Source organism: Parabacteroides timonensis, assembly GCF_900128505.1.
Classification (GTDB): domain Bacteria; phylum Bacteroidota; class Bacteroidia; order Bacteroidales; family Tannerellaceae; genus Parabacteroides; species Parabacteroides timonensis.
Genome location: NZ_LT669941.1, coordinates 145,713 through 172,274, shown reverse-complemented (window position 1 = coordinate 172,274; position 26,562 = coordinate 145,713). Strand labels below are relative to the sequence as shown.

Sequence of the window (26,562 nt, the reverse complement as noted above, 5' to 3'; positions counted from 1 at the left end):
TATTGTTACTTATCTATCATCAAGCTAAAGGCATACTATCCCGGAACTTGTCTTTCTTTCGTTTTGTCAGGAAGTTGCGAGCTACCATGGGGAAAAGTTCGAGTAATAAGACTTCTTTCTCATTTTCGGCTACCAATATACCCAGTTCTTCGATGAAGGGGTTTTCTTCCATTTCGTAATCGGAGGCGTCGTAGAAATACTCTTCTCTATCACCTGTTATCTGAAAGCGAAATTCGGGATCGATAGGAAGCGGAGTCTTTCCATACTCACCGCGTACCAGGGAGACGAAAGGATAAACAGGTTTGCTGTATATTGGTTGTCCGTTCATTTCGCACAATGCACTCGATACAGCCTGGGAAGCTATCACTCTGTTTACAGGAGTAACTAATGGAGGAAGACCGGCATCCATCCGTATCCGTGGGATCAGCATCATAGTTTTCTCTAAAAGCTCGGGATGACCTTGCTGTTTTAGCTGGGCTACGATTTGATTGAACATGCTGGCCGGTATCTGCGATTTCTGTACAATCTCATCGGGGGATGGGAAGTTGAAATATTCCTCAATGGCATGGCAGAAAATCAACACGTCTTCTTCTTTATCTTTACGAGCGGCATCGATGGCATCGTTGAAAAAACGGTCGATCTCGGTAGGTAATTTATCAGTCAGCGGATCGAAGGGGTTGGGTAATTCTCTTGAAGCGTCGTAGCCTTTTAACTCTTTACGTATCTTTAATAATTCGGAGTTGATGCGGGCGATAGCTTCCATATCGATCTCCAGTTCTATTCCCATCTTCTTACAGAACACGTAGATCAATTCGATGGCGGGGGCGGAATAACCTCCGGCAAAATACCAGATATTGGTATCTACAATATCTACGCCGTTGACGATAGCAGAGAGCATAGATGCAAGGCCGTAACCGGCTGTACAACGGGTATGGAAATCGATCGGGGCTTTCAGTTCCTTCTTAAAGAGGCGGACGAGTTCACCAGTCTTTCGCGGAGTAATCAGTCCGTTAGCATCTTCAAGAGTAATGATATCGGCTGTGATATGCTCCATCTGTTGTGCTTTTGACAAGAAATAATCGTTGGTAAAGACCGGTTTATGCAATGGATGACCGTGCAAGGCGGCTTCGATACGCTCTAATGCCGAATGATGGGGATCTATTGAATAACAAACTGCACAATCCACCATTCCTCCATATCGGTCAGTATATTTAATTGCTGATTTCATATTGTCAATATCGTTCATGGCATCGAAAATGCGCATAATGTCGATACCCGCCTCAATCGTATTACGGCAAAGACTTTTTACAACAGCATCCGGATAGGGATTGTAGCCAAACAAATCACGTCCCCGGCAAAGGGCGGCAAGTTTGGTGGATTTACCCACGACAGCCTTGATCTTCTCCAACCGTTCCCATGGGTTCTCATTCAGATAACGCATAATGGTGTCCGGTACGGCTCCTCCCCATACTTCCATAGCATAGAAACCTACATTTTTATAGAAAGGAAGTACACGGTCGATTTGCTGTTGTGACATGCGTGTTGCAAAAGAGGATTGCTGACCGTCACGAAGCGTTACGTCACGGATGAATAGTTTATGTGCCATAATTCTTTTTGTTTAAGATGGTTGTCATACTTTATATATAAAACATTGGCGTTTAAGGTTTGGTTCGGATATTGTCAAATGTGAGCCCGTTTGTATCCTTGTCTTTAATGGGGCTTACCCCATGCCGCAGGCTCTATTTTACCGTCTGCTTCAGCTGACGGTTTAATAATCAGGAGGCAAAGCCTCTTCCTTTGTGGGCTTAAGCCCCTTTATTAACCAAAGCTTTCTTCCTATATGAAAGGGGTTAAAAACCCACAGAGGAACCCGGCTTTGCCGGAGCATCTATCCGTCAGCTGAAGCAGACGGCAAAATAGAGCCTACGACATGAGGCGCTGCCTCATAAAAAAGATCCACATTTTTTCTATTTTAGATTCCACCATAAAGATGTTGTCGTCAGATCAGGTCCTCCTAACAACTCTAATGCTTTTTGGTAACCTTCCTGATTGTTGGTCTGGATATTGGCCGGATAACGGTAGCGTTTCGGGTAGAAATCCAGGCGACATTCTTTAGCGGTTGCCATCGTCAGAGGAACCTGATTCAATGGGTTATAGTCTTTTTCAACTGCCTGATTTTCAAAGAACGGTAAGCCAAGACGACGATGATCGCTCCATGCTTCTTCGGGTAACCAGGGTACCTGTGCGATATATTTTTGGGTGATGATCTTTGTCAATGCATCGTTATTATAAGAACCGCCACGATAGATCGAATTCTTCGGATAAGTATAAGTCATCGTCTTATTTTCTTTTGTATACGGATCTACATAATTGACGGTATAAGGCTGTGCTTCGGTTGTATGATCGAAACTAACGGAAGTACCTACACGGTTATAATCGGTAGAAGCCAGATATTTACCAACTTCGCTTACTATGCCATGATACTGGAAGCTGGCAGTGATACCATTTTCGTAATTCGACTTTGCTGTTCCCGGAACAGTCCACCCCTTAACTGCTGCTTCTGCCATCAAGAAATAACTTTCCCACGGACCGAAGAACACACGTTTCATCGTACTCATACGATACTGTTTAGCCATAGAAGGGTAATTGTAATTTTTTCCCGTCAGTTCGCTGACCAGACCGGTCAGGTCATTCCATTCTCCGGCAACCCAGGTTCCCCAGGTATATTTCGGATCGATGGTAAGCATTGGTTTGGAATTATCGCTTGGATCCATCAGATTCACAGGTACTACGCTGTTGGCGGCACCGATATAGTCGGAATAGACTACGCCATCATTCCATCCCACTACGCTGAACAGTTTCGGGGCACGTGGATCGACATACTGAGGTATACCATCAAAGTAGAATCCGGCACATGGATCGTTTGTGTTCAGCGGGAAATGTTTACTCAGGTATAATCCCATGTAGGTATGAGGATCTTTCAGGTGACTTTTCAAAGAGTCGGGTACCGGGAACTCAGTATTACCCAGACCGACTACCAGATTCTTGAATGTTACCGACATTGCTTGTGCATTCCATGTACGCGACATAACACCGGTCAGATCACCCCACCCGTCTTTTTCCTGTACGGCAGCCATATCATCGAGTGTAGAGATAAAAGTCTTACTTGCCGCATCTTCAAACTCTGTCTTTGCCAGAGCGGGCGAAATACCGGAGATACGCATAGCGAAACGCATACGCAGGGAGTTCGCATACTTCTTCCATTCATTGATATTCCCGGCATAGAAAGCATCTTCGTTTGCCATGTCCGACATATCGATAGATGGATCGAGAGCAGCCTCAGCCTCTTTCAATTCTTTCAGGATAAATCCATAAATCGTTTCTACGCTATCATACTCAGCCGGAACACCGGTGAAGGCAGACAGGGCAGGAATCGGTCCGAAACCGTCGGATACTTCCGAATTCAGATAGGCACGCCAGATACGGGCCATCTGGATGACATTCTTATAATAAGGATACTGTTCAGCTTCACCTTCAGCCACTTTCTTTTCACCCAACTCGATTGCTTTAGTGGCTTTGTTTAGCCAACTTACAGCATAAGAGTTGCTCAGATAGAGCGTGATGTAGTCGTTATTATCGGTACCGATCGTGAAACCACTTCCGCGATTGAAGCGTGAAGCACGGTTCCATTCGGCAATAAAGATACGTTCGGCAATTTCCGGGTTCATCTGTGCGCCGATAATGGAGGCATTGAGAAACCATTCGGGCTTCACCTTACTCTCTCCCACCTGGTTTGGATCTTCATTGATCTCTTCGAAATCAGAGCAGGAAGACAGCAAGGCAGCTATTGAGAATAGACCGGCTAATAATATATTTTTTGTATTCATCTTACTTTATTTCTTTATTGTTATTTCTACTTATCAGCTTTAAATTTGTTTATGATGTCACAACAGCAGTGTTTATGATGTCCAAACAGGAGTGTTTGCGATCTCCAAACAGAAGCGTTTAGGGTGTCTAAACAAATTCAAAAGGAAATGTATTAAAACCCTACCGTCACATTAAACGTAAACGACCGGCTGGTCGGAGCTGCTCCATTTTCAAACCCGGTAGCATTTGTATTCGTTGCCGATACTGACTCAGGGTCGATACCCGGCAGGTTATAATGGATCATCCATACATTATTACATGTTGCCGACAGACGCAAACGCTGAAATGGTGTACTCTTTAATATTGCCCGGTTAAAATCGTATCCGAGCGTGATATTACGCAGACGGATATTTGTTGCATCATAGGTGTACATTTCCGGCAAGCCATAGTTACCGGTCGAACCGATACGTTCCCAGTAATTCTGCGGAGTCACGGCGACATTATTTTCTTTATATCCATCAGGAGTCTGAACGACTGAGTTCGGTACGACAAAGTTTTCACGGCCACCGTTCACAACTGTTCCGGCTGCATTACCACGAGCATACAGGTTGGAAGCTGTTGCCGAATAAAGATCACCACCAATGCGGAAATCGATCAGGAAACTCAGGTTGAAACCTTTGTAGGCAAAATTGTTGGTAAGACCGAGCATCCAGTCAGGACTTTGGTTACCCACTTTCGATTTGCCGGTCGTGATCAGAGGAAGTCCGTCCTCCCCTACAATTTGTCTACCATAGTAAGGACTATTCTTATCTTCTACACGCTGGAAAGTTTGACCGTAAATATCACCATAGTAACTACCCTGCACGGCTACGATCTGGATCGCATCGAGTGTTTTGATATCATACAGGCTGACACCCGGATAAAGGTCGATGATTTTATTACGGTTCAGGGAGAATTGTGCTGTTGCATTCCAGCTCAGTCCTTTCGGATTGTCAAGTATCGAACCGTTTAGAGAAACTTCAACCCCTTCATTCTGAATATTACCGGCATTCACTTTACGGGAACTATAACCGGAGAACGGGTCCATCGGCAGGTTCAATAACTGGCGGGTGGCATTTGTCTTATACCAGGCTGCATCCAAACCTAAACGATTATTGAAGAAACGTACATCGAAACCGGCTTCCCAGGACTTGATCAACTCACTACGGACACTCGAGTCGAACAACACATTTCCCGGAGCGGCTGTCGTATTACCATTTTCATCTTTTCCAACCGTGAAGTTATTATACAACTGATACGGATCAAGGTCGTTACCAACCTCTGCATAAGAAGCTCTTACCTTGGCAAAGGTAAACCATTCGGGCATCGAACTTCCTATTTTAGGAAGCATATCGGAGATCACTGCCGACAAACTTACCGAAGGATAGAAATAAGAACGGTTAGCTTTCGACATGGTAGACGACCAGTCGTTACGGGCCGTTACATCCAGAAACAGATAACCATCCCAGTTCAATTGCAATGACCCGTAAAGAGAGTTCATCTTACGGCGGATCAGTTCGGAAGTAACGGTCGGCTTATTTATACCATTGTTCAGGGAGAAAAGGTTCGGAACAAGCAATTCGCCTGCTGAAGCATTCATTTTCGTACGTTTCTGCATCATCAGGTTACCACCGAAAGTAACGAAACCACCCAGGCGATCCAGGAGGTTATCCTTACGGGCTGTAGCCAGGAAGCTGTAATTGTTTTCGTAGAACGTTTCAGAACCTTCGTTATACAAACCACGGGGAGACGTGTTACCTCCGGCGTACACTTTTTCGTTCTTGGTAGTAGTATAATAGTCGGTACCGCCGCGGAGTTCGATATCGAACCAATTGGTCGGCGCATATTTCAAAGCAATGTTACCCAATAAACGATTACGGGTATCGTTGTTTTGTCTGTATTTAGTCACCCAGTACGGGTTTTCCTGTGGATTCTTGGAAGCATCCCACCAAATCATATTGCCTTCTTCGTCGACACTATTCTTAAACTCTTTCACATTCAACGAACGTGGCAGGTTATAGATCGTATTGAAAGCATTCGAAGGATTGACACCCTGGATCGGACGGTTGTGGGCATTCATATTAATGTAGTTCACCTTGGCATCGATCTTCCATTTCTCGGCTTCATCCAGGAAAGTGGTTGCACGCATAGTGATATTGGTCTTGTTCAGCTTCGACTCAGGAGTGATACCGGCATCATCCGAACGGTTGATCGAGGTAAAGATGGAAGTCCCCTTTATATTCTGCTGGAAACTGACGCCTTCGTTGAAGGAAGTACCGGTGCGGAAGAAGGCATCTATATTATCATAGGTCTGCAAAGGAACCTGACGGCCCAGCCAGTCGGTGACCATCTGTCCTTCCGCTTTCGGTCCCCAGCTAAGACGCGACTGGTTATCGTACGCACCGACCGAACCTTGACCGAAGTCGTTCTGCAAATGAGGTTTCAGGAAAATCGACTCGGTAGTGATACCGGCATTTACCGTAATTCCCAAGCCTTCATTCTTCTTTCCGGACTTGGTAGTGATCAGGATCACACCGTTACCGGCACGCGATCCGTACAAGGCAGCAGCCGAAGCGCCCTTCAATACCGTCATCGACTCTATATCTTCGGGGTTGATATCCGAGAGTCCGTTACCCATATCGGCACCGGAGTTACCCCATACATCATCTACCCCACCGGTGAAGTTATCCATCGGAGTACCATCTACTACGATAAGTGGTTGGTTACTACCTGTCAGGGAACTGTTACCACGAAGCACGATCTTGGATGATCCTCCTACCCCGTTACTGGAACGGACAATCTGCAAACCGGAAACTTTACCAGATAATGAATTGGCGAGATTGGGTTCGCGAGAAGATAACAGTTCGTCACCTTTCAACTCCTGCATAGCATAACCTAATGCTTTCTTGTCGCGCTTCATACCCAATGCCGTAACAACGACCTCATCCAGTTTCTGCGCATCTTCCTGCATTTTTACATTCAGAGTGGTCTGTCCGGTGTAAGGAATATCTTGTGTGGCAAAACCAATAAAAGAGATTTGGATAATATCTCCCTTCTTTACGCCTTCGAGAGTGAAGTGACCGTCCATATCGGTCATCGTACCGTTAGTGGTTCCTTTTATTACAACAGAAGCCCCTGCTACGGGTCCGAACTCATCTTCAACTACTCCCGTAACTTTCGTATCCTGTTGGGAAATGTCAATAGCAGGATTCCCGGCCTCCGGATTAGCATAGGCGTTTCCGGTGAAACCCAACGCCCCCGCGAGCAGAATCATGCTGACAGATTTGAATCTTTTCAACATACTGATGTTTTTTGTTTAATTTATTAGACAAATGTGTTTGGCATAAACCAACGTCATTTGCTAATTGAAACAGAAAAAAACAGGCGTTGTTGCAAGATTAACACTGTAAAAAAAAAACAATGTGTCTTATCAGATATTTATGGAATAAACGGAAAAGAAATAATTCAGGGGATATAGAATTACCAGTTCACACATCCCCTGCCTATCACAATAATATTTTTTTAGATATACTTACAAATAGAAAAGAAAAGATACATACTTATAAACCCATACAATAATTTGTCAATTCAATTACCTGTTGCGGATTTTTCATATTAACATTATGTTCTTTTATATACTTCTTAATCGACTCTTCTTTACCAGGAAAAAGTTTTAACAGAGATTTCTCATTACGAAATTTAACAGGCTTGTTATCACGGAAAAGCCAATAATCATTCTCGTTGATATTTTCCATTATATCCGGATTTTCTACTTTATAATAATTTTTGTTATAATAACTGGTATTGATTGAAGTAGTTGTCGTACTTTGATTTGCATACCCATAAGCACCGGTTCTTCCTTTATAAAGTTCCCTCAGCAACCAGTTAACATAAAGATTCCCATTAGGCATTTCTATTACCTCCAGAAAGCTACGATTGTAAGGAATGAATTTATGTGAAGCAATAAATATCGTATCCACTTCCTGTGTATTAGTCAGGATCATTGTTTCATCCTGCTGCTTGTACTTCATTTTTCGGTTGCTACCATCGTAATTTAATAAAGCGCTCGTTTTAGCTCCATTTTTCATTAACACAGTACCTTGGGTGAAATCATTGAGCAAATAAATAGACTTCTTCTGTGCATATCCACTGCCGCCAGCCTGACAAACCAGTACCCCCAATAAAATTATCGATGCAATTAGATGTTTCATATCTGTATTATTAAAAGGTTAAGAGGGAAGAATGTATGACACCCTTCCCTCTCTTAATTATATAACTATAACCTGTTTTTAGAAATTCGGTCCTTCACCAAAGTTAGGAGCACCCTTATCATACCAAACACGTTCGCTGTTTAAAACTCCGGCATCTTGTGTTCCGGTTGTAAAGCCCTGTGCTTCGTATGCATCTTTCTTTATCTGATACATCAAATCACTCTGCAAAGGCACATTGATTGTCCAACGACGTGGTATTGGGAAATAAGTATCATCGTCAGTAAAGTTTTCCCATGCCAGGATTTTACTACCCTTCATAGGAACACCAGAACGACGAACCTGTACAAACTGATCTGTCGGGAATAACAGGAAGTGGATATATTCCTGAATATATACTTTTTCCAATTGTTCTTTTACAGAACCAGTCAGTTTATAAGCATCCTGTTCCAACAAAGCATCAATTTCACCATCTTCCAGTTTAATCGTCTTTTCAAAGTCCTTATCGTATACGCTTGAATAATACGGAATCTGATTTAAAGAAGCCAGTCTGTCATATTCACTAACAGATAAACGGATAGCTTCTTTATAATAGCTTTCTGCAGAATTAGGCAGATTAGCGCCCAATAGTTTCAGCTCTGCCAAATACAAATTAACCTCTGCTGCAGAATAATGCAAGCCGTACCATCCGCGATCCTGATCGTCGATAGTTGCTGTTACATCCGGAGCGTCGGGGAAAGTATAATCCTTCTGTCCCTGCAACATCTCACGATTCATACGAGCTAACGGATAATATTGTTTATCACCACCCTTAGCTGTTTTCAATTTGAACATGTCATAATTGAAATAAGCACTGTTCAACTCTACATTCTCTCTTGCACTTGTCTGTATCGGGCTACCGAAATAACGAACCCAAGGCTCACCCGGAGCTTTCCAACCTTCAAACTTGTTGTCTTTGATCTCAGCCACTTCTTTGATATAAGGAGGTAACTCTTTACCCTGATCCAAGAAGGCCTGCACTACTTTCGAGTTAAAATCATTTTTCTGGAAAATAAAACGAACACGCGGGTCTTTGTTATTTACCAGGAACGAGATCAGTTGCTTAGAACCGATACCTCTACCCTGTCCGTCCAGAACATCATCACCGAAGTGATATTCCTGAGAACCTTTACAATAGAAGAAATCATCTTCCAGGCGATTCATATAACCTGCTTTGCTGTTAACTACTTCTTCTGCGATTTTCAGAGCTTTAGCCTTATCGACATGTAACATACGAACGGCAATCTTCAATTTCAGAGAATTAGCAAACCGAGCCCATAACTTCGTATCCCCTTTATAGACAAAATCCTGAGCATCCAGTTTCACCTGACCGGCCTTGTCTGCTAACAATACCTCAATTGCACTGTCCAGCTGAGCCAACCAAGTAGAGAACAGAGATTCCTGTGTTTCATAAGCCGGAGTCAGAAGTTCTTCGTGTAAAGCTTTACCAGCTTCCGAATAAGCCATTGATCCGTACATATCAGTACCGAAGATACCTAGATAAACCAACAGAGGATTACACATAGCATGGATATTGTCGTAAGTAGATCTTTCTTCTTCGTCCATTAACGACAATACGTGATTTATTTCTTCTGTATAGAGTTTAACATTGACAACCTGGCTCTGAGAACCTTCGTAAGCACCCATCAAATTCAAAGAACTTGTATTACCACCATCCGGAACATTTGCCTGTGTCCAACGTAATGTATAAGCCAGATTGTTATAGAACCACTGCTGATATTTGGAAGGTTCGAATTCACTCAACACCTGAGTAAATAAATAACGCACATCCGGCTTAGTTATAGCGGACTGGTTGTTGTTGGTTTCCGCAAATTCATCTTTACACCCCGGAGCAACTACTAAAGAAGTTCCTAACAAGGCTGCGGCTATAAAAGATTTATATCTCATAATATTGTTTCGTTTTTATTAATTAGAAATCCAAGTTAATTGTGAACATATAGCTGGATGTGATCGGACTGTTAGAACGTTCACGGAACTCAGCCGACTTATTACTACGTACACTTTCCGGATTTATATTATTAGGCAGTGAATTATACAAATAACCCAGGTTTCTTGCACTCAAAGACAAATTCAAACCTTTTGCACCAATCTTAGAAGCGATACTTTTCGGAACACGATAACCGATGGTTACTTCACGTAAAGCGATATAACTCAAATCATGAACCCAATAATCATTTACAGTACCCGTACCCCAGGCATTTGTCCAATAGTGATAATCAGATGCATGAACCGGTTCCAAATATCCTTTGTCTACGGCATCAGCATAACTCATACCACCCAGATCACGTTTAACACCGTCTACACAAGTAGCCATTGTACCAGCTTCAAACACTCCTTCAGGGATAACACCGTCATGGAATGTCATACCTTTAGAATCTGCATAGTTAGATGTCCAGGTAAGACCGCCATGAGCTTCATCACGGAAGTCCAGTGAAGTTTCAGTATAACCGTAAGCCTGTCCATATTTGCTTGAATAAGAAGCAATCTTACCTCCGATACGAGCATCCAATGCTACACGCAAGCTCAGGTCTTTCCAGGTCACACCTGTAGAAATAGATCCCATGAACTTCGGAACCAAACTACCAACTTCTTCTGCAACACCACTACGCTGAGCAAAAGCTGCACGATAGTTATCACGCCATGTCAATACAGTCTGACCATTTTCATTTTTTTTCGGCATAGCATCAGACATCAGCATACCATAAGAGCCACCTACCATAGCAACCGAACCTACGCGATAGTTACCATAAGCGACATCACCTTCCAAAGCAATATAATTAGCTACATTCGGATGGAGTTCTACAATCTTATTAGTATTCTTTGTAAATGTGAAATCCAATGTCCATTCCCAATCTTTATTTTTATATGGAATTGTATTCAATGCAATTTCAACACCAGAGTTCTGGATATTACCAGCATTGATCAACTGTTTGCTAACACCTGATTCAGAAGGAATTGCAATTGTCATGATCTGGTCTGTCGTATTTTCCTTATAATAAGTAGCGTCCAAAGCAATTCGGCTATTTAAAATACGCCAGTCAATACCTATTTCCCAGGAATTCTTACGTTCCGGTTTCAGGTTAGGAGTAAACAACTTCTTATTATCATCATTCCAATAATTTGTGAAGATGTTAGTTCCACCCGGTTGCAACAAAGATCCCAGTGTATAGTAAGAATAGATAGAATACGGAGTAGCATCGTTACCGACCTGTGCCCATGATCCACGGATCTTAGCTAAATTGATCCATTCCGGCATTTGATCGCGGAAAGTTTCGTTAATCAACCATGAACCACCGATTGAAGGATAGAAATAAGAATAGTTACCCGTCTTGTTCGTATAGATCAAACCAGATGACCAGTCATTACGTCCTGTAATATCAAGGAACACCTGATTTTTCCATGAAAGGTTCGCAGCAGCAACAACAGAAAGCATACGTTTTGTATTTTTGATCTCAGCTGTTGTCTTTGTTGTATTGATAGAGTTACCTACAAACCACTGTCCGGGAACAGCCAAACCACCATCTGTTTTAGAATTTTGTGTTGCACCGCTTGTTGTATAATATTCACCACGCAGGAAACCACCGATATGGAAGTCTTTTACATCTTTATTTACAGTGAATGTACCACCGAATGTTGCCTGTTTATTATATTCCTGTCCCATTTCATAAGAACCACCTTTCTGGTTATAACCAGTACCCAGTTGCTTGTCTTCCCAACTTGTATAATAGTAGTTCATATTACCTTCTGCACGGAAAGATAACCAATCCAACATCTTCACATTCACTTCTACAGTCGGACGTACTACTGTTTCCTTACGGGTCTTATCGTTATTATCGATTTCATACCATAATGTTTTACCAGGAACATTACCATACTTATCACCATAGTCAGTACTAGCCATACCATTGTGAAGATCTCCCCAATATTTATCGCGGAAATATTTCGTATCGTATATAGTCGAATAGGTACCTGTTGCAAAACTTTCACCAATATTACGTTGTGCATTTTTCGGTGTTGAGTTTGCAAAACTGATAGATGCGTTCACATCTACACGGTCACTAATCTTATGAGATCCCTTCAACAATAAAGAATAACGTTCGAAGTCATTATTTTCAACAATACCTTTTGCTTTCTTATAGGAGATTGAAGAATAATAATTAGTTGTTTCATTACCTCCTCGAACCGCAACGTTCGTATTAGAGTTAAGTCCTAACTGATAAGCATCGGACATATTGCTTTCGATCGGAGAATAAGGAATGGATGTACCATCATAATTTTCAATCTGGCGACCATCGTATCTGGGTCCCCACAACATTGTTTCAGCACCGATCAAAGTAGGTGAACCTGCAGAGTTCAAACGGAACTGATTCTGATCCCATTTTTTGAATGAACCGTCAGCATTTACTTCACCATAAGAGATATCACCGCCGATAGTACCCGGGCCATACAACATCTGGCGTTGCATACCACCATGTGCTTTATCCAAACCAAATGTTTGTGATACAGAAACACCGAAACCGGTAGCCCCTTTACCACTTTTAGTTGTGATAACGACAGCACCGTTCAAACCACGTGAACCATAAAGAGCTGTTGCAGCTGCACCTTTAAGAACTGATACGGTTTCGAAATCGTCCGGGTTTAAGTTCTTCAGCATATTACCATAGTCATTAGCGTTTGAATCCCAGTCGGAAGAACCTGTTCCGGACAAATCATTGGATAAAATAACGCCGTCAACCACATAAATAGGCTGGTTATTACCATTCAATGTTGATGCACCACGAATCTGGATTTTCGTTGCACCGAACATACCACCATCAGAAGCTGCAATTTCAACACCAGCCACTTTACCTTGTAAAGAGGCAACAGGGTTAATCGCATTTGTTCTTAATTCATCACCTTTCAATTCCGTTACAGCATAGCCCAAGGCTTTTTCTGAACGCTTCATACCCAAAGCAGTAACAACTACTTCGTCCAACTTCTGAGTATCTTCCAGCAACTTAACAGAAATAGACTCCTGCCCAGTGTATTTAATTTCCTGGGTAGAGTAACCGATAAAAGAGATCTGGATGATATCACCACTCTTTACTCCTTCCAATGTAAAATTACCGTCCATGTCGGTAATATTACCATTAGTAGTTCCTTTAACAACAACTGATGCTCCGGCAACAGGACCGAAATCATCTTCTACCGTACCTGTTACTTTTCCGTTTTGTTGGGAAATAGAGGTACCAGGCCTAGCTGGTAATAAGTCTGCATAAGCGCCCATGGGGAGGCTTAATGCACCAGCGATCAGTACTAAGCTGACAGGCTTAAAGTTTTTCAACATAATTGATGGTTTTATTTGAACATAAATAGACACTGTTTTGGCGAAACAAGAGTCTTTATACTAGTGTGGATACAATTTACAGTGATTATTTAGAACTTGGCGAATTTTTTTGTTGGCGTTATTACTTAGTTCTAAAAGAACTCTGTACATTTTATATCCGCGACAAATATATGAAATAATTATTACTCAGTGTTATTTTTCGTCAAAAAAATATCAAGCAATTCTGTTTTTAACACATTGGCTAACAATATTCAATCGTTATTAAGTTAAATCAAGGTTTGATTTTTATCGTATATGTTAAATAGCCTTACGTTTTTTGCTCAGTTTATTTTCCTTATATTTTTTTATTAACATATCTAAAGCTTGCATTTTTAGTTCAAAAATCGGATATAAAAACGCTTTTTCTTTTTGGGGTTGCTAAATCTACAAACAGGTTATCACTATTCAAAGAAAATAGATATAAATTATTAATAAACAAATAGATACCAAGAAAGATGTAATTTCATTTTAATGTTTATATACATAATTATTGCTTAAAGAAATTGGCGTGAGTTCTTTTAGAACTACAAACGCCATAAAACGCCAAATTACCTAGGCGTTCAATAGTAAAGCCTCTGTATTTTTATATCAAAACAAGTTCAAAAGTGCTTTTTACGCCAAAGAGCACTGAAGTATTTTAAAAACCATCAATTATGTTGAAAAACTTTAAACCAGTTGGCTTAATTTTGTTTGCTGGCGCCTTATGCTTACCTAAAGTATATGCCGAAACAACACCTGTTAGGCCGGAAGTGAATTTTTCTCAGCAAAGCGGGAAAGTCACAGGAACAGTTGAAGATGAATTCGGTCCTGTTGCCGGAGCATCTGTCGTAGTGAAAGGAACAACCAACGGTAATATTACTGACATGGACGGTAATTTTACATTGGAGGGAGTAAACAATGGTGACATCATCCAGGTCTCTTTTATAGGATATGCCACTCAGGAAATTCAGTACACAGGACAAGCATCTCTGCAGATAAAATTAGCAGAAGACACTCAGAAACTGGACGAAGTCGTTGTGACGGCTTTAGGTATGAAACGTTCGACGAAAGCTTTGGGGTACGCCATGACAGAAATGAAAGGCGACGACTTGAATAAGAATGTCATCAACCCGGTATCCGCTTTGCAAGGGAAGGTAGCAGGTGTGGAAATCTCCGGTTCTGATGGTGGTATGTTCGGTTCTTCCAAAATTTTGATTCGCGGTGCTTCTACATTAGGAGCGAACAACCAGCCTATATACGTCGTAGACGGTGTTATCCTGGATAACGGAATTAAAGACGGAGATCCTGAATATTCCACGACCGACGCCGACTATGGTAACGAACTGAAAAACTTGAATCCGGACGATTTCGAATCCATCTCTGTATTGAAGGGAGCTGCTGCAACCGCTCTTTACGGTTCACGCGGTCTGAATGGTGCTGTCGTTATTACGACAAAAAGCGGCAAAGGCATGAATGGCCTGGGTATCAATTTCTCCCAGACTGTCGGTATCGACCATATGTATAAACAACCGAATCTGCAGTATGAATACGGACCGGGACAATATGCTGGTAACGTTTCTTACGGCCAGACAGACGGTTCTGGTAACTACTATAAATGGGACAACATCGGTCAGTTCATGCTGAACAGCGCAGGACAGCATACATTGATCGGTGCCAGCGGACGTCACTGGGGACCGAAATATGACGGTTCAGCAATCGAAATGTGGGATGGTTCTATGGGCGTCTACAGTCCGTATAAGAACAATATGAAAGATGCCTACGACCTGGGAGTAAACTCGAATACGAATATCTCTGTCAGCGGTTCAAACGAAAAGACCTCTTTCTACACCTCCCTTTCTTACAAATATGCAAACGGCACATTACCGAACAATAGCTTCCAGCGTTTATCTTTCATGGCAAAAGCTTCCCATAAGATTACAAATAAGGTTGAATTGGAAGCATCTATTACCTTTGCTAACTCAAATCCGAAAAATGCACAACCTAATATTGGTGAATATTTTGTAGATGTAAACCAAGGTCCGTTCGGTGGTTTGTATGACACCCGCTACTGGAGAACCCGCTATAAAGGTTCACACGGCGGTTTGGCTAGCTCTGACTATGGTGATGAATATGCTAATATTCCAGGTATCGGATTATGGTGGAATATTTTTGAAAATGAATATTCGCAGAAAGAAACTTCTGTTCGTCCCGGATTAATCCTGAATATAGATATCCTTGACTGGTTAAAGTTCCGTGCTGAAGGTAACTACAACTATTATTATAAACGTTATGAAAGTAAACAACCGGGTACAGGATATGCCAATACGAAATCCGGTTACTATGCATTAGGTTTATATAATAAAGAACAGACCAACTTCAATGCTATGTTTACTGTGAATAAACAAGTTGGTGATTGGACTTTCGGAGGTTTCTTACGTGGTGAATACTACAACAACTTCGAACAGACCATGGATATGAACACAAATGGCGGTTTGGTTATTCCGAATCAATATTTTATCGAGAACTCCATCAACCAGATTACATACAAGGGTAAGCTTCAGTATGAAAAACGTATGTTATCTGTTGCTTTCCAGGCTAGTGCTAGTTGGAGAGATCAGGTGTTCGTAGATGTTACCGGACGTAATGACTGGTCTTCTTCATTAGTATATTCTGACAGACATGGTAACTATTCTTATTTCTATCCGTCAGTAAACGGTTCTTGGTTGATCTCTTCTACATTCCGTGATCAACTTCCGGAATGGATTTCCTTTGCTAAGGTTCGTGGTTCATGGGCACAGGTAGGTAATGATACAGAAGCTTATATCATCAACTCCGCTTATTCGTTGAATACTTCTACAACAACAAATGGAACAAATATTTATGCCTTGGAATTACCGTCAAAGGCATATTCGCAGGATTTGAAACCGGAACGTAAAAATGCGTGGGAAATTGGTTTGGACTGGCGCTTTATAAACAACCGTATTGGTGTCGATTTGACTTATTATAAGGAAAATACAAAAGACCAGATCATGACAATTGATGTTCCTTATGTATCAGGTATTAGCCAGCAGTTAATCAATGCCGGTAACATTCAAAATAAAGGTGTGGAAATCGCATTGAATACAACTCCATATCAAAACGATGATTGGCAGTGGGATTTGAATTTTACTTATACAAAGAACACAAGTAAAATAGTAGAACTACATGAAAATGTAGCCGATTATATAACACTGGATGGTCAAGTAAGTGGAGGTAACTTCCGTGTTGCTTCTGTTGCCAAAGTTGGTGAATCTTATGGTCTGTTGATGACCGACTCTAAACCAAAAGTTGATGAAGCTACAGGTTTACCAGTATTAGATGCTGTGACTCAGTACGGTGCTATGCATGCAATGTATTATAAACGTTCAGGAACTGCAGAAATTGTCGGTTCACTGGTTCCTGATTTCTTAGGTTCGATTAATACAACTTTGAGATACAAAGATTGGAGTTTAAGTGCTTCATTCGATATGCGTTTTGGTGGTTATGTAGCCTCTTATGGTGACCGTTACGGTACGGCGTATGGTATGACAGAAACTTCATTAAAATGGCGCGACTCAGAACATGGTGGTATGACATATACTTCTATTTGGGATGGAAAGACTTATCATGATGGTTTGATACCTGTTGGTTTGGTTGAAGGTGGAACTTCTCTGCCATTACCTGATGGAACCACATATACGGTTGCAGATGGTGGCGAGACTTATCAGGCTTTGTATGACAAAGGACTGGTAGACCCGCAGCATGGTTCAGCATGGCATTTCTTCTCTAACGGATTTGCACAAGGAACAATTAATGATAGTTGGTATAAGAAACTAAACTATATCGCTTTGCGTGAACTGTCATTAAGCTATCGCGTTCCAAAAAGTTTCTGTGAAAAGTTCCATGCTAAAAGCTTGAACCTTTCGTTTACAGGACGTAACTTAGGTTATTTGCTGAACTCAATGCCTAATAAATCGAATCCGGAATCTGTACGTGGTACTTCTGCTTCTGAATTCCGTGTTCGTTCTTTCAGTGGTTTGACAGCCAGCTATATGTTTACACTAAATGTTGGTTTCTAAAATACAAGGTAATAAGAATATGAAAAAGATAAATAATTCAAAAAAGATATTGGTTGCTGCTTTAATGGGGGTAACCGCACTCACAAGTAGCTGCCGGGATGATTTTTCGGATATCAACTCAAGCCCATCGCAAGTTACAACAGCAGAGCCGACCTACCTTTTTGCTCAAGCCGTATTAAAATTTGAACCTTCTGGATATTTGTATTGGTTCTACAATGCCCCGATGATGTATTCATGGGCGCAGATGGCGACACCGACTAGCGGATTTACTTCAACATTTACAACAACGACAGCTACCGGACAACAGGGAACACAATATCTGGAGACACTAAAATATGTTCGTGATTTGGAACACTATCGTTCAACATTAAGTGAAGAAGAGGCCGCTAAATATGCAAACATTAGCGCTTGTCTGGATGTCTTGACTGCTTACTTAGGTATTTTCGACACAGATATGTATGGGGATACTCCATTTACAGATGCAGCCAAGGCTATTCACGGAGGTACATTAACACCAGCTTATGATACCATTGAAAGTTTATATGACCTTTGGTTGAATCAGTTGGATGCTGCTATTAATACACTGACAACATCAACAAACCAGATTGAACTATCAACACAAGATGTTGTTTACAACGGGGATGTTGCTAAATGGGCTAAATTGGCTAACACGGTGAAACTTCGTATTGCATCTCGCCTGGTTATTCAAAATAAATCGCGCGCATTAGAAATAGCACAGCAAGTCGCTTCTGCTTCTTGTGGTTATATCGACAGTGCAAATGATGCGATGTTATTCAATAAAGCTATGACTAACACAAGTTCTAACGACTATGTTTACCACTGGAGTAACGGATTCTTGGAATCTACAGCTGGCAGTCAGCGTGTGCTTGATTTCATGCTAGAGAATAAAGACCCTCGCGTTCGTTTCTGTTACAGCAAGAATGAATGGAATTCCATTATCATACAGGCTTTTTATGATCAGGATAGAGCAATTCCCTCTTTTGTAGAGAAAAATGTTGAGTATACAACAGATGCAAACGGTAAGAAACAGTTTGTAGCATGGAAAGGTATGGGTGAACCTTGGGTTCGTTATTATGGTATACCTGTAGAGTTCAATGCACAGGATAACGCTGCTTTATACGGAGATTATTTCAAACCTGAAACTCGTTTTAGATTGACAGAAGTAGGAGGTACGGCAAGTAAATCTTATGTTCCTTATTCTATGTTCCAACGTCAGATGGTTATTGGTCGTAACTATACCTTTACAATGCCGACACCTCCGGGTGGACCGGTTATTGAAAAAACAGAAGATCGTCCTTGGTATGGTTTATATCTTGGTGCTGCAGAAGCAAACCTGTTCTTAGCTGAATTTAAACTGTTAGGTGCAAACTTACCTCAATCTGCAGAGTTTTATTATAACCGTGGTATTCGATTCTCTGTTGAAGAATATGATAAGCTGGCTGAATTGAACCAGATTGCTTATTATGGTACAACTTACGATTACGACCCACATGAAGTTTCTATTGAACTGAAAGATGGCGAAATCGATACAATGATGGAGAATGAAGATTATAAACTGACAGGAAGTACAGAAGAGCAATTAGAAAAAGTGTATATCCAGCAAATGTTGAATTATACGCTTTATCCGGATGAATTGTATGTAACCTCTCGTCGCACAGGTTTACCCAAGTTTGGTTCGAATTTAATTTCACGTGAAGATTTCTCATTGGTTCCGGTTACAAGTATTCCTCGTCGATTGGATACAGGACTTCCTTTGGAAACAGACTTGATGTATCAAAACAAAGTTGATGCTTTCCAACGTCAAGGTTTCACACCTACAGCTGCTGGTCCGAACGGTCCGACTTTGAATGCAGAACGTGTATGGCAGGACAAGGGAGCCCCTCAATGGGGAGAAGGTCTGAAAGAATAAGGTTCACCTGTTTCTTGAATAACAGAAACAGTCCGATATTCAATCTATAGAAAGGTGACGCCGTCTCAACAAGACGGCGTCACCTTTTCTTTTATGCTTCAACCTGGTTGAAGCTCCCTTATATTCGACTCCACCACCAACGTATCCGGCAGCTCCTCCGGTTCGGGCGGTTTGACATAGATACACATACGGCGGGTACCGTTTTCCATCAGGAGGCCGTCGGCTACAAATTGCTTAAGTTCTTTCCGCGCCATATATTCCGTACAGCCCATCAGACCCTGATAGACCAGCGTAGTAATATAAGCATTGCGATCCAGATACCTGAATAACCTCCGCTCTTTCTCTTCTTCCGAAAATTCGGCTTTTTGGGGTTCTTTGTAACGCTCCAGCCTCATCGTCTTCAGTTCACGTTTCAACTGGGCACAGCAACGGAAATTCACATTCTTAAAATCTACCGACTCACTGCGCAGCTCCTTTTTATCTTCAACCGGACGCGACTGCAAAGAGACACTGAAATAACCGATGCCATCCAGAGACACATTATACCCGTCTTTCAACTTCTTCTTCAACACATCGGCAATCAGCCGGACGGCACCCTGCAAATCCCCCCGTGAATAAGTGGATCGCGAAGAGGCTTCTTCGATAACTTCTTCTGTGCTCACTGTCCCCCTGGGAATGATACGGGGGTGCAAGACTACTTTTTGGCTCGCCCCCTTTTTCGGCGGGTTCTTCTCCATCCTGTAAACTGCTGGCATACTGGTAAGCTTTTATATTTAATACTATATACTATTAGAACAAAAGACGGCAGTTATTTACTGTTCGACCCAGGTAAAAGATATACTTGACCTAGGTAATACTTTTATTTTACCCAGGTCAACCATATCTTTCTCCTGGGTCGAACAATTAATAACCTATTCCCAAAGATACAAAACTTTAGCATATAAACAATACTTCTCTCCCCTGTTTTCAATAGATAAATTAGTTGATGCACAGTTGATAATGATCGCTTCCAAGGTGTATCAAACCGGCATTCCGGCACTTATATTTGCTGAAAAAATCAATAAAAAGAGAGCTTATGAAAACTACATTATTCAGTGCTGACATGAAAGCACAACGAACTGTCGGGATGGAAAAACTGGTCGAACTGATCAGAAGCGGGTATAAGACAAAGCAGGTGGCAGCCCTACGCGAAGCGCTGCGCTACATCCGACACGGAGTTTCCGTCAAACAGGCAAACCGGCTACCAGTGGTCTACTTCTGTTCTACTTTCAAAAAGCAGGACAAGAAGTTAGTGAGAAAAGAATACAACGGGTTAATTCTGCTTAAAATAAATAATCTGACCAACCGCAATGAAGCGGAAAAGGTACGCCGACAGGCTTCTGCGTCTTTGCAAACAATGGCTGCCTTTATCGGTTCGAGCGGGAAAAGTGTCAAAATCGTTATCCCTTTCAGATTATCGGATAACACTGTCCCTCAGAATGATACCTTAATTCAGTTCTTCCATAAAGAAGCATACACAGGGCGGCTGCTTACTACCGGGAAGCCTTACAACAGGATATCGCCGTCGAAGAAAACGCATTGGACGCAGCCTGCCGCCTCTCTTTCGATCCGGATATTTATTACAATCCGGACGCACTGCCTATCCGGATCGAACAACCGTGGAAGCTACCTGAAAATCTACCCGTATCTACCCAGGTGCATACCGTAGAAGATCCGTTGCAGCGGCTGGTTCCGGGTCATGAACGAAGTCGCATCATCTCGCTGCTTTTCGAAAATGCATTGCAGCAAGCGATGGAGATAAGCGGCTACCACAAAGAAGGGAAAGACATCAAACCTTTTCTGACCTGTCTGGCCGAAAATTGTTTCCGCAGCGGCATACCGGAAGAAGAGGTGATCAAGTGGCTTCCCATCCACGCTCATTTCAGGATCTTTGAAACGGAGATACGGGCAACCGTGCGGAATGTTTACCGCCTCTCTTCCGGTTTCGGACGGAAACCCTGTATCCGACCGGAACAGGCACTGGCCATGCAGACGGACGAATTTATGAAGCGGAGGTATGAGTTCAGATACAATATCCTGAAAGGGGATGTCGAATATCGCGAAAGAAGATCTTATTACTTCAACTTCTTCCCCATCGACGAACAGGTTCTCAACAGTATCAGCCTGAACGCGCAGGAAGAAGGTATTCCACTGTGGGACAGGGATGTGAAACGGTATGTCTACTCCAACCGCGTAAGGCCTTATTCGCCGATCGAGCAGTATATGTCGGAGTTGCCCGCCTGGGACGGGACTGATCATATCCGCCAGCTGGCAGACACCCTGCCTTGCAATAACCCGGCTTGGCGGGATCAGTTTTATATCTGGTTTCTGAGTATGGTGGCTCACTGGAGCGGACTGGACGAGATGCATGCCAACAGTGCCTCGCCCCTACTGGTAGGACGGCAGGGATGCGGAAAGTCCACTTGGTGTCGCAACCTGCTCCCACCCGAACTGCGGGAATATTATACCGACAGCATTGACTTCAGTAACAAGCGTGATGCCGAACTCCTACTGAACCGTTTCGCCCTGATTAATATCGACGAGTTCGACTCGGTCAGTCCTAACCACCAGGCCTTTCTGAAGCATATTCTTCAAAAACCGGTCATCAATGCCCGCCGTCCTTACAAGCGTAGCATCCAGCCGATGAAACGGTATGCCTCTTTCATCGCGACTTCCAACAATGCGGACCTACTGAGCGACCCGACCGGAAGCCGCCGTTTCATCTGTATCGAGCTGAACGGGAATATCGACCGCAGCCTGCCGATCAATCACGCCCAACTGTATACCCAAGCGGCTGCCGCATTGCGCAGCAACGAACGGTACTGGTTCACCTCTGAAGAAGAGACAGCCATTATCCATAACAACCATCAGTTCCAGCAGATCCCGATTGAAGAACAACTCTTCTTCCAGTATTTCCGCCTGCCGGAAGCAGGAGAAAGAGGTGAGCTTTTGCCTGCCGCTGAAATACTCAGACGGATCGAACAACGCAGCAAAATAAAAACGGGTGTCCGCAACATGGCTTTGTTCGGACGAATACTGCTAAAAAATAATGTGGTCAAGAAACATACCAAGACGGGCAATTACTATCATGTAACAGAACTAGTATAGAAATCAAGACGGGTGACGCCACTTTCTACCCTGGTGTCACCCTTTATCTACTTACAAAACAACACATTAAGACCTCTCTTACAAAGGATGACGCCGGATTAAGTGAAATTTATATAAATAAAGAAAAAACGGATGCCAATGCTTCCCTTTGAAAACAATTAATAAATATTTACCAAATGCAATATTCTCAAAAGCGCTAAAAGAGGTCAAAAACGCCCTTTATTTAAATGTTAATAAATGCACATATAAAAGATACATATATTGAATATCAACAATTATATATGTTAATATTGCCATTGTTCTTTTAGAACTATGAGGATCACTAATGATTTTTTTACACAGACGTTAAATTACATAGCTTAATACATTATTATCATTTTAAACAAAGAAGTGCTTATTCGCCAAAATAACACTTCGGTAATCTAAAAACTATCAATTATGTTGAAAAACTTAAAGCCTGTCAGCTTAGTTCTGATCGCAGGAGCACTTAGTTTCTCAGGAAACGCCTATGCAGATCTGACGCCAAGTAAGCCAAGTACCGGTATTTCCCAGCAAAGCGGGAGACTCACCGGGGTAGTAGAGGATGATTTCGGCCCCGTTGCCGGCGCCTCTATCGTAGTGAAAGGAACCACTAATGGTACAATTACCGACATGAACGGTAATTTTACATTGGAAGGTGTGCAAAACGGGGCCACCATCCAGGTTTCATTTATAGGGTATGCAACACAGGAAATCCGGTATACCGGACAATCTTCTCTTAACGTAAAGCTGAAAGAAGATTCTCAAGCGCTCGACGAAGTAGTCGTAACCGCTTTAGGTATGAAACGCGAAACGAAAGCATTGGGATATGCCGTTACCGAATTAAAAGGTGAAGAGTTGCTAAACAATGCGATCAATCCGGTTTCCGCTTTACAAGGTAAAGTGGCAGGGGTTGAAATTGCCGGTTCCGACGGTGGTATGTTCGGTGCTACAAAGATCCAGATTCGCGGTGCCTCTACCTTGGGTAAAAACAACCAGCCGATTTATGTAATCGACGGAGTTGTTCTGGACAACGCTATCAGGGATGGTGATGCAGACTGGACGGCTCACAACTACGACTACGGTAATGAGTTGAAGAACCTGAACCCGGATGACTTCGAAACTGTTTCTGTACTGAAAGGTGCTGCCGCTACCGCCCTTTACGGTTCACGCGGTCTGAACGGTGCAGTCGTTATTACGACAAAATCAGGTAAGGGTAAACAAGGTATCGGAGTGAATGTTTCTCAGACTTTCGGTATCGATCACATGTTCAAACAACCGAAATTACAGAACAAGTATGGACGCGGACAATATACCGGTAACGTAAGTTATGGAGAAACGGATGCCAATGGGAATTATTATCTATATGATAATATCGGGCAATTTTATCTGAACTCTGCGGGTAATCCGACTCTTTCCGGCGGAACAGGTCGTCATTGGGGACCGGCATTCGACGGACGTAACATTGAAAACTATGATTATTCGACAATCGCTTACAGCCCGGTAGAGAATAACTTTAAAGATGCCTATAATTTAGGATTCAACAGCAATACCAACGTTTCCGTAAGCGGCAGCAGCGAAAAAACATCTTTCTACACTTCTCTGTCTTATAAGTATGCTAGCGGTACATTACCGAACAACAGCTTCGACCGTACCTCGTTCCTGGCTAAAGCATCTCATAAGATAACCGATAAAGTAGAGGTGGAAGCTTCTATCTCTTTTGCCAATTCAAATCCGAAAAATGCTCAACCGAATATCGGAGAGTTATTCGTAGACGGAACCTGGGGACGTACGTATGATACACAATATTTCCGTAAACGTTATAAAGGATCGCACGGTGGTTTGGCTAGTGCCGACTATGGTGACGAATACGGTAACAACCCAGGAAGAAGTACTTGGTGGAACATCTATGAAAATGATTATTCACAGAAGGAAACCTCAGTTCGTCCGACCTTGGTTTTGAACGTGGAATTAACCGACTGGATGAAGTTTCGCGCAGAAGGAAACTATAACTATTATTACAAACGCCACGAAGAGAAAAAACCGGGCGATAGTTATGCCAACAAGAAAAGCGGATACTACGAAATGGGGCAGTATACAAAAGAGCAAACGAACCTGAATGCTGCATTCACATTCAATAAAAGTATAAACGATTTCACATTCGGAGGCTTTATACGTGGTGAATATTATAATAATATGCAGCAGGTGATGAAAGAAAATACGAATGGCGGTTTAGTTGTACCCAACCAGTATTTTATAGCAAACTCTATTAATACACCTTCTTACAGCGGTAAAATAGAAGGAGAAAAACGGATGTTATCTTTATCTTTTCAAGCTAGCGTCAGCTGGAAAGATCAGCTCTTCCTGGATGTAACCGGACGTAACGACTGGTCGTCTGCCCTGGTTTATTCGGATACTCACGGTAACTACTCATATTTCTATCCGTCAATCTCTGCATCCTGGCTGATCCACGAAACGTTCCGCGACCAGCTTCCGACATGGATCTCTTTTGCCAAAGTGCGTGGATCATGGGCACAGGTGGGTAACGATACGGATGCTTACACCATCAACTCGGCATATTCATTATTGACCGCCCAATCGCAAGGCGCAACAAACGTATATGCTTTGAGCATTCCGACAACAGCCTATTCAACGAATTTGAAGCCGGAACGTAAAAACGCATGGGAAATAGGTTTGGACTGGCGCTTCCTGTCTAACCGGATCGGTATCGACATGACATATTATAAGGAAAATACGAAAGACCAGATCATGTCGATCAGTGTTCCTGGTATATCCGGTATCAATAGCCAGTACATCAACGCCGGTAACATTGAAAACAAGGGATTGGAAATTGCATTGAATACCACTCCGTTCAAGAATAAAGACTGGCAATGGGATTTGAACTTTACGTATACCAAGAATAATAATAAAATCGTAGAGTTACATCCTAATGTAGCTGATTATATTACTTTGAGTGGTGAGGTAGCTTACGGTAACTACCGTGTCGGTTCAGTAGCCAAAGTAGGCGAATCGTATGGTGTCCTGATGAGTGACTCTAAAGCTAAGATCGATGAAAAAACCGGTCTGCCTATATTAAATGCAACCTCTTATTATGGAGGTGACAGAGGTATGCACGCCATGTATTACCAACGTAGCGGTGAAGCAGAAGTTGTCGGCTCGATGGTTCCCGATTTCTTAGGTTCCGTAAGCACTTCGCTTACTTATAAGAACTGGAGTTTACGTGCTTTGTTCGATATGCGTTTCGGTGGCTATGTGGCATCTTATGCCAACCGCTACGGTTTGGCTTATGGCTTTACTGAAAGTTCCTTGAAATGGCGCGACTCGGAAAACGGCGGTATGACTTATACCTCTATCTGGGATGGCCAGCAATATCACGACGGCTTGATCCCGGTTGGCTTGGTTGAAGGCGGAACTTCTATTCCTCTTCCGAACGGAACTTCTTATACTGTTGCAGAAGGTGGCGAAACTTATCAGAATTTGTATGACAAAGGTTTGGTAGACCCACAGCATGCTTCGGCATGGCATTACTGGAACAACGCCTGGGGTACAGGAGTCGTGAATGACGATTGGGTGAAAAAACTGAATTACATCGCTCTTCGTGAAATCACCGTATCGTACAGAATGCCTAATAAGATTGCACATAAATTGGGAGCACAGCATTTAAATCTTTCAGTATCCGGACGTAACCTGGGTTATCTGTTGAATACGATGCCGAATAAGATCAACCCGGAATCTGTCCGCGGTACATCTGCTTCCGAATTCCGTATCCGTTCTTTCAACGGTATGACTGCTAACTACACATTTACTATTAATGTTGGATTCTAAACAAAA

12 protein-coding genes are annotated in these 26,562 nt (G+C 42.4%); 5 read left to right on the top strand and 7 right to left on the bottom strand.

Annotation, left to right across the window (positions count from 1 at the left end):
• Positions 1–19: 19 nt before the first annotated feature.
• The 6 genes from BQ7394_RS08265 to BQ7394_RS08240 form a co-directional block, all read right to left on the bottom strand.
• Positions 20–1,606, bottom strand: a complete 1,587-nt coding sequence (locus BQ7394_RS08265) for a carboxylase (protein WP_075557018.1) — start codon at positions 1,604–1,606, stop codon at positions 20–22.
• A 361-nt stretch (positions 1,607–1,967) separates the two neighbouring features.
• Positions 1,968–3,887: a SusD/RagB family nutrient-binding outer membrane lipoprotein gene (locus BQ7394_RS08260; RefSeq protein WP_075557017.1), complete on the bottom strand. Its 1,920-nt coding sequence runs from the start codon at positions 3,885–3,887 to the stop codon at positions 1,968–1,970.
• Positions 3,888–4,039: 152 nt separating this feature from the next.
• Positions 4,040–7,207: a SusC/RagA family TonB-linked outer membrane protein gene (locus BQ7394_RS08255; RefSeq protein ID WP_075557016.1), complete on the bottom strand. Its 3,168-nt coding sequence runs from the start codon at positions 7,205–7,207 to the stop codon at positions 4,040–4,042.
• 259 nt (positions 7,208–7,466) lie between these two features.
• Positions 7,467–8,117 carry a hypothetical protein gene (locus BQ7394_RS08250; RefSeq protein WP_075557015.1) on the bottom strand — a complete coding sequence of 217 codons (651 nt, stop codon included), beginning with the start codon at positions 8,115–8,117 and terminating at the stop codon, positions 7,467–7,469.
• A gap of 78 nt (positions 8,118–8,195) precedes the next feature.
• A complete protein-coding gene (locus BQ7394_RS08245) occupies positions 8,196–10,061 on the bottom strand; it encodes a SusD/RagB family nutrient-binding outer membrane lipoprotein (protein ID WP_075557014.1) in 1,866 nt (621 codons plus the stop codon).
• A 22-nt stretch (positions 10,062–10,083) separates the two neighbouring features.
• Positions 10,084–13,500, bottom strand: coding sequence for a SusC/RagA family TonB-linked outer membrane protein (locus tag BQ7394_RS08240; RefSeq protein WP_075557013.1), 3,417 nt, complete (start codon positions 13,498–13,500; stop codon positions 10,084–10,086).
• Between the two features lie 692 nt (positions 13,501–14,192).
• On the opposite strand from BQ7394_RS08240, the gene BQ7394_RS08235 reads away from it, so the two are divergent.
• A complete protein-coding gene (locus tag BQ7394_RS08235) occupies positions 14,193–17,615 on the top strand; it encodes a SusC/RagA family TonB-linked outer membrane protein (protein WP_075557012.1) in 3,423 nt (1,140 codons plus the stop codon).
• 19 nt (positions 17,616–17,634) lie between these two features.
• Positions 17,635–19,545, top strand: coding sequence for a SusD/RagB family nutrient-binding outer membrane lipoprotein (locus BQ7394_RS08230; RefSeq protein ID WP_075559929.1), 1,911 nt, complete (start codon positions 17,635–17,637; stop codon positions 19,543–19,545).
• A gap of 98 nt (positions 19,546–19,643) precedes the next feature.
• Here the strand turns inward: BQ7394_RS08230 and BQ7394_RS08225 are convergent, their stop codons facing one another.
• Entirely contained in the window at positions 19,644–20,300 is a 657-nt protein-coding gene (locus tag BQ7394_RS08225; protein ID WP_075557011.1) for an HU family DNA-binding protein, read from the bottom strand.
• Positions 20,301–20,620: 320 nt separating this feature from the next.
• On the opposite strand from BQ7394_RS08225, the gene BQ7394_RS26240 reads away from it, so the two are divergent.
• The 3 genes from BQ7394_RS26240 to BQ7394_RS08215 all read left to right on the top strand — a co-directional run bounded on the left by BQ7394_RS26240 (position 20,621) and on the right by BQ7394_RS08215 (position 26,556).
• Positions 20,621–21,253 (top strand): BT4734/BF3469 family protein, encoded by a 633-nt coding sequence (locus BQ7394_RS26240; RefSeq protein WP_235848709.1) that lies wholly within the window; start codon positions 20,621–20,623, stop codon positions 21,251–21,253.
• 83 nt (positions 21,254–21,336) lie between these two features.
• Complete coding sequence (locus BQ7394_RS26235) at positions 21,337–22,692, top strand: VapE domain-containing protein (RefSeq protein WP_317043302.1); 1,356 nt, start codon at positions 21,337–21,339, stop codon at positions 22,690–22,692.
• Between the two features lie 438 nt (positions 22,693–23,130).
• Positions 23,131–26,556, top strand: a complete 3,426-nt coding sequence (locus tag BQ7394_RS08215; RefSeq protein WP_075557010.1) for a SusC/RagA family TonB-linked outer membrane protein — start codon at positions 23,131–23,133, stop codon at positions 26,554–26,556.
• Positions 26,557–26,562 lie beyond the last annotated feature (6 nt).

Excerpts from the sequence above, each read along its gene's own strand:
- BQ7394_RS08265 (WP_075557018.1), bottom strand. The coding sequence starts at position 1,606 with ATGGCACATAAACTATTCATCCGTGACGTAACGCTTCGTGACGGTCAG.
- BQ7394_RS08260 (WP_075557017.1), bottom strand. The coding sequence starts at position 3,887 with ATGAATACAAAAAATATATTATTAGCCGGTCTATTCTCAATAGCTGCC.
- BQ7394_RS08255 (WP_075557016.1), bottom strand. The coding sequence starts at position 7,207 with ATGTTGAAAAGATTCAAATCTGTCAGCATGATTCTGCTCGCGGGGGCG.
- BQ7394_RS08250 (WP_075557015.1), bottom strand. The coding sequence starts at position 8,117 with ATGAAACATCTAATTGCATCGATAATTTTATTGGGGGTACTGGTTTGT.
- BQ7394_RS08245 (WP_075557014.1), bottom strand. The coding sequence starts at position 10,061 with ATGAGATATAAATCTTTTATAGCCGCAGCCTTGTTAGGAACTTCTTTA.
- BQ7394_RS08240 (WP_075557013.1), bottom strand. The coding sequence starts at position 13,500 with ATGTTGAAAAACTTTAAGCCTGTCAGCTTAGTACTGATCGCTGGTGCA.
- BQ7394_RS08235 (WP_075557012.1), top strand. The coding sequence starts at position 14,193 with ATGTTGAAAAACTTTAAACCAGTTGGCTTAATTTTGTTTGCTGGCGCC.
- BQ7394_RS08230 (WP_075559929.1), top strand. The coding sequence starts at position 17,635 with ATGAAAAAGATAAATAATTCAAAAAAGATATTGGTTGCTGCTTTAATG.
- BQ7394_RS08225 (WP_075557011.1), bottom strand. The coding sequence starts at position 20,300 with ATGCCAGCAGTTTACAGGATGGAGAAGAACCCGCCGAAAAAGGGGGCG.
- BQ7394_RS26240 (WP_235848709.1), top strand. The coding sequence starts at position 20,621 with ATGAAAACTACATTATTCAGTGCTGACATGAAAGCACAACGAACTGTC.
- BQ7394_RS26235 (WP_317043302.1), top strand. The coding sequence starts at position 21,337 with ATGGAGATAAGCGGCTACCACAAAGAAGGGAAAGACATCAAACCTTTT.
- BQ7394_RS08215 (WP_075557010.1), top strand. The coding sequence starts at position 23,131 with ATGTTGAAAAACTTAAAGCCTGTCAGCTTAGTTCTGATCGCAGGAGCA.